The organism is Frankia sp. AiPs1 (genome assembly GCF_023716945.1).
GTDB lineage: Bacteria > Actinomycetota > Actinomycetes > Frankiales > Frankiaceae > Frankia.
Genome location: NZ_JAMQQF010000411.1, coordinates 1 through 5,474 on the forward strand (window position 1 = coordinate 1; position 5,474 = coordinate 5,474).

The following is a 5,474-nucleotide window of genomic DNA, read 5'->3' on the forward strand; positions in this document are numbered from 1 at the left end:
GGCCGGCACCGTGCCGGGAACCGAGCCGTGGCGGCGGGCCGCCTCGGCCGCTGGGCGGCACGCGACGGCGAGCGCCAGGGCGGTCCCGGCACCCGCGGACCAGCCGAGCAGTTGCCAGACCATCCCCATCACCCCCGACGCGACGTCGTCTTCCACGATGTTGTCTCCGGCGTCGAAGCCTCACGATCCATCGTGGAACTGCGCCATGCGGACGATCCATGCTTCTCCTTCCTCGGCCCGCTCCACCATGGCCCGTCCGGGTCATCCAGAGATATGGCCCGCGCGCGGGGTGACGGTGGGGTGCGACCAGGGTGACCGGCTCGCCTGGGAACCGGTCGGATCCCAGGCCGAAACCTCGACGTCGCCGGCTGGCGTCGATCCGTCTCCAGCCCGTCGGCACCGCCGGCGCGGCTCCCGATCGTCACCCCCGCGGCGATGACCTGTAAGGTGGAGTCCGCGCGTTCATCCGGACTGGGCCCGGCCCACCGGAGGAGCCGCTCGACAGCTGCTGTGCGGCCGTCGGCGGCGGGAGGCGCACCCAAAGCTCCGCGGGGAACGTGGTTCCGTGCGGTCAGAGCGGTTCAACAACAGCAGGGAGATCTGGTGTACGCGGTCGTTGCCAGCGGCGGCAAGCAGCACAGGGTCGCCGTCGGCGATGTCGTCGACGTCGAGCTCCTTTCCGGAAAGCCGGGCGCCGCCGTCAACCTTCCGGCGCTCCTGCTCGTCGACGGCGATTCGGTCACCCACGAGGCTGGCGCGCTCGCGTCCGTCGAGGTGACCGCCGAGGTGGTCGGCGTCGTCAAGGGTCCGAAGATCCGGATCCACAAGTTCAAGAACAAGACCGGCTACCACAAGCGTCAGGGTCACCGCCAGAAGCTGACGCGTCTCAAGGTGACCGGCATCGAGACCGGGAAGGCCTGAGCGAGATGGCGCATAAGAAGGGCGCGAGCTCCTCGCGCAACGGTCGGGACTCCAACGCCCAGCGGCTGGGAGTGAAGCGTTTCGGCGGCCAGTTCGTCAAGGCCGGCGAGATCATCGTTCGCCAGCGCGGCACCCACTTCCACCCCGGCGAGCTGGTCGGCCGCGGCAAGGATGACACGCTGTTCGCGCTGTCGGCCGGCCACGTGCAGTTCGGCCACCGGCGTGGCCGCCGCGTCATCAACGTGGTCGAGCAGGTGGCGGAGCCCGCCACCGTCTGACTCGACCGGACGGGGTGATGCCGACCGGCTGAGCCAGGCTGGCTCAGCCGTCACGGCGCTCGCCGTCTGGCAGTGCCAAGCACACAGCCGCGCGCATCATCCCGCCTGGGTTCGGTGCGCGCGGCTTTGGCATGTATGTGCCGCGGCGCGACGCTTCGGGGTGCCGGGATGTAGAACGCCCGGCGATGTGAGCCGGGCGTGCGAGCGGGACGGCCTACGAGCGGAACAACGCACAACCAAGCAAGGTGGGGCCGCCGGCCGACGGCGGCCCGCAGACAGTGCGAGACGGAGCAGGGGAGAGGGGCAGCGATGCCGACCTTCGTCGACCGGGTGGTGTTGCACGCAGCGGCCGGCGACGGTGGCCATGGCTGCGCCTCCATCCACCGGGAGAAGTTCAAGCCGCTGGGCGGTCCGGACGGCGGTGACGGCGGCCGCGGCGGTGACATCCGCCTCGTCGTGGACCCGAGCGTGACCACCCTGCTCGACTTCCACTTCCATCCGCACCAGCGGGCCTCGCGCGGTCGTCCCGGCCAGGGCTCGAACCGTAGCGGCGCGGACGGGGAGGACCTGATCCTCCCCGTGCCCGACGGCACGGTCGTCCTCACCGACGACGGCGAGCAGCTCATCGACCTGGTCGGGGCGGGCAGCGCGTTCGTGCTCGCGCGGGGCGGCCGCGGTGGCCGGGGGAACGCGGCGCTGGCCTCCGCCCGCCGCAAGGCCCCCGGATTCGCCGAGCTCGGTGAGCCCGGCGAGCTGCTCGACGCCGTCCTGGAACTCAAGACGGTCGCCGACGTCGCGCTCGTCGGATTTCCCAGCGCGGGCAAGTCGTCCCTGGTGTCGGTGCTGAGCGCCGCGAAGCCCAAGATCGCCGACTATCCGTTCACCACCCTCGTGCCCAACCTCGGGGTGGCCCAGGCGGGGGATCACCTCCCGTACACGGTGGCGGATGTGCCGGGCCTCATCCCCGGGGCAAGCGAGGGCCGCGGCCTGGGCCTGGAGTTCCTCCGGCACATCGAGCGCTGCTCGCTGATAGTGCATGTACTGGACTGCGCGACCCTCGAACCGGGACGCGACCCGCTGTCCGATCTCGACGTCATCGAGGCCGAGCTCGCGGCCTATTCCGCCGACCTGTCCGATCGGCCCCGGCTCGTCGTCCTCAACAAGATCGACGTGCCCGACGCGGCCGACCTCGCCGACCTGGTCACCGCCGATCTGCAGGCCCGTGGGCTCGACGTGTTCGCGGTGAGCAGCGCCACCCGGCGCGGGGTGCACGCGCTGTCGCTGGCGCTGGCGGAGCGGGTCGCGGCGCTGCGGGCGGCGGCGCCGAGCCGGACCGCGACCCGCATCGTCCTGCGTCCGCGGGCGGTGAACGAGCCTGACTTCACCGTGACGTCGAACGGCGATGGTTACCTCATCTCCGGGGCGAAGCCGCAGCGGTGGGTGCGCCAGACCGACTTCACCAATGACGAGGCCATCGGCTTCCTCGCCGACCGGCTCGCCCGGCTCGGGGTGGAGAAGGAGCTCGCCCGCCTCGGCGCGACCGCGGGCGTCGAGGTGACGATCGGCGACGTCACCTTCGACTGGGAACCGACCCTGAGCGGCGGTGGACTGGGCGACGGACTTCTGGGCGGCGCAGCGGTGGGCGGCGACGCCGCCGTGGATCTTCTCGGCGCCGACGAGCAGGGCGCGGGCGACCAGGCCGTCGCGGCGGGGGAGCGCAACCCCCGCGTCCCGACGACCGTGCCCCAGCGTCCCGCCGGCCGCGGGACGGCTGCGGCAGCGTCCATGGGGCCCCGTGGCAGCGACGACCGGCTCAGCAGCTCGGTCCGGCTCACCCGGGCCGAACGGATGGCCCGGGCGCGGCGTGCCCGCCTCGCCGACTCCGACTCCGCCCCCGAGGCCGCGGGCGCCGACGCCCGGACGGGCGGCGCCGCCGACGCGGACGCGTAGGCGCCGACATGCGGGCGTTCGTGGCCGACGCGCAGCGTGTCGTCGTCAAGGTCGGGTCGTCCTCGCTGACGACAGCGGCGGGCGGACTCGACGTCGCCCGCCTGGAGGGGCTCGTGTCCGCGCTGTTGCCCAGGGCCGGGCAGCTCGTGCTCGTCTCCTCCGGGGCGATCGCGGCCGGTCTTGCCCCGCTGGGGTTGGCCCGCCGGCCGCGTGACCTCGCCACCCTGCAGGCCGCGGCCAGCGTGGGGCAGAGCTCGCTGGTGCACAGCTACGCCGCGGCCTTCGGCCGGGCCGGCTACCGCGTCGGCCAGGTGCTGCTGACCGCCACCGACGTCATCCGCCGCACCCACTACCGCAATGCGCGTACCGCGCTCGACCGGCTCCTCGAACTCGGCGTCGTGCCGATCGTCAACGAGAACGACGCGGTGGCAACCCAGGAGATCCGCGTCGGCGACAACGACCGCCTGGCCGCGATCGTCGCCCATCTGGTGTCCGCCGACCTGCTGGTGCTGCTGTCGGACGTGGACGGCCTCTATGACGCCAACCCCCACCACGGGCCGGCGAACCTGCTGCGCGAGGTCCGCTCGGACGCGGATCTCGCCGGGCTCACCGCCCGCGGGACGGGTACCGCCGGCGTCGGCGTCGGCGGTATGGCCACCAAGATCGAGGCTGCCCGCATGGCCGCGTCCGGCGGCGTCACCGCGATCATCACCTCGGCTGCCAACGCCGCGCCCGCGCTGCGCGGCGAGGAGGTCGGGACGGTGTTCCATCCCACCGGCCCCCGCCGGGCCTCCCGGCTGCTGTGGCTGGCGCACGCCACCGCGCCGGAGGGGCTGCTGCGCCTGGACGACGGGGCCGTCGCGGCCGTCGTGCGGCGGCGGGCGTCGTTGCTGCCCGCCGGGGTCACCGGCGTCCAGGGCGATTTCGCGGCGGGCGACCCGGTGGATCTGGTCGATCCCGACGGGCGCCCGGTGGCGAGGGGGCTGGTGGCGTTCGACGCGGCGGAGCTGCCGGCGATGCTGGGGCGGTCCACCGTCGAGCTCGCCGCCGAGCTCGGCCCCTCCTACGAGCGGGAGGTAGTGCACCGGGACGACCTCGTCCTGCTGCTGCCGACCCGCTGACCCCCGGACCCCCGGACCCCCGGACCCGGGCCCCTGCCCCCTCCCCGCACGGCCGCGGTGGTCACTGGCGGCGGGGCGGGTCAGGGAGTGGTCTCGACCCGGCTGCCGCTCGTGCCCTTGACGACCCGAATCTGGTTCGGGATGCGCTGGCGCAGGTCGGCGACGTGGCTGACGACCCCGACGAGCCGCCCGCCGGAGCGCAGCTCGTCGAGGACGGTCATCACCTCGTCCAGGCTGTCGGGATCCAGCGTCCCGAAGCCCTCGTCGATGAACAGTGCGTCCATCCGGCGCCCGCCGGCCTCGGCGGTCACCACGTCGGCGAGCCCGAGGGCCAGCGACAGCGCGGCCTGGAAGGTCTCGCCGCCGGACAGCGTCCTGGTGTTGCGTCGCCGGCCCGTCCACGCGTCCTCGACGAGCAGGCCCAGCCCCGCCCGCCGCCGCCGGTCGCGCCGCTCCTCGGTGTCGTGGACGAGGGTGAAGCGCCCCGCGCTCATCGCGGCGAACCGCCGGCTCGCCGCGGCCGCCACCTCCTCCAGCCGGGCCGCGAGCACGAAGCTCGACAGCGGCATGCCCTCGGTGTTGCCGCCGCGGCCCGCGGCGAGCTCGGCGAGCTGATGCAGCTCGTCGGCCTCGGCGCGCAGGGGGCCCAGGGCGGTGAGATCCGCGGTGAAGGTGGTGTGGAGGGCGGCGAGTTCGTCCGCCCGTCCGCTCGCCCGCGCGAGCGAAGCGACGGCCGCCTCGTGTACCTGCCGTGCCGCCTCGGCGGCCGCCTCGTGCTCGGCGAGGGGCACGGTGGTCTCGGGGTCGACGGCGAGATCGTCGCCGGCCAGTGCCGCGGCGACCGCGGCGAACTCCTCCCGGTAGGCCTGGACCTCCTGCTCGGCGCCGTGCTGCCAGTCTCCGTCGCGGACGGCGTCGGCGGCATCGTCCAGGTCGGTGAAGCCGGCCTGGCGGACGAGATCGAGTGCGGTGAGGCCGGCCTGGACGTGCTCCGCGCGGGCCCGCTCGGCCGCCAGCTCCGCGGTGTGCGTGGCCTCCTGGTCGGCGGCGAGCGCCGTCACCGCGGCCAGCCGGGCGGTCAGCGCCTCGGCGTCGTGCAGATCGGCGGGTACCGCGGTGAGCCGGGTCGCGGCCAGCCGGTGCATCTGCGCAGCGCGCAGCCGGGCGGCCTGCTCGCTGGACTGCGCCGCGGCCAGGCGGGCAG

5 protein-coding genes are annotated in these 5,474 nt (G+C 74.1%); 4 read left to right on the forward strand and 1 reads right to left on the reverse strand.

The genetic code is table 11. From position 1 onward, the window contains the following. Positions 1-603 precede the first annotated feature (603 nt). From rplU to proB, 4 genes are all read left to right on the forward strand, one after another. Complete coding sequence (gene rplU / locus ND748_RS24120) at positions 604-921, forward strand: 50S ribosomal protein L21 (RefSeq protein ID WP_041939020.1); 318 nt, start codon at positions 604-606, stop codon at positions 919-921. Positions 922-926: 5 nt separating this feature from the next. Beyond that, on the forward strand, positions 927-1,199 hold the full coding sequence (gene rpmA / locus ND748_RS24125; RefSeq protein WP_251748248.1) for a 50S ribosomal protein L27: 273 nt from the start codon (positions 927-929) through the stop codon (positions 1,197-1,199). A gap of 309 nt (positions 1,200-1,508) precedes the next feature. Then, positions 1,509-3,149 (forward strand): GTPase ObgE, encoded by a 1,641-nt coding sequence (gene obgE / locus ND748_RS24130; RefSeq protein ID WP_251748249.1) that lies wholly within the window; start codon positions 1,509-1,511, stop codon positions 3,147-3,149. Positions 3,150-3,157: 8 nt separating this feature from the next. Continuing rightward, positions 3,158-4,270, forward strand: a complete 1,113-nt coding sequence (gene proB / locus ND748_RS24135) for a glutamate 5-kinase (RefSeq protein WP_251748251.1) — start codon at positions 3,158-3,160, stop codon at positions 4,268-4,270. An 80-nt stretch (positions 4,271-4,350) separates the two neighbouring features. Here the strand turns inward: proB and ND748_RS24140 are convergent. Further along, a partial coding sequence (locus ND748_RS24140) for an SbcC/MukB-like Walker B domain-containing protein (protein ID WP_285902620.1) occupies positions 4,351-5,474 on the reverse strand: 1,124 nt, incomplete at its 5' end.

Bases quoted from the DNA above. Each gene is read 5' to 3' on its own strand.
- rpmA (WP_251748248.1), top strand. From the start codon at position 927: ATGGCGCATAAGAAGGGCGCGAGCTCCTCGCGCAACGGTCGGGACTCC.
- obgE (WP_251748249.1), top strand. From the start codon at position 1,509: ATGCCGACCTTCGTCGACCGGGTGGTGTTGCACGCAGCGGCCGGCGAC.
- proB (WP_251748251.1), top strand. From the start codon at position 3,158: ATGCGGGCGTTCGTGGCCGACGCGCAGCGTGTCGTCGTCAAGGTCGGG.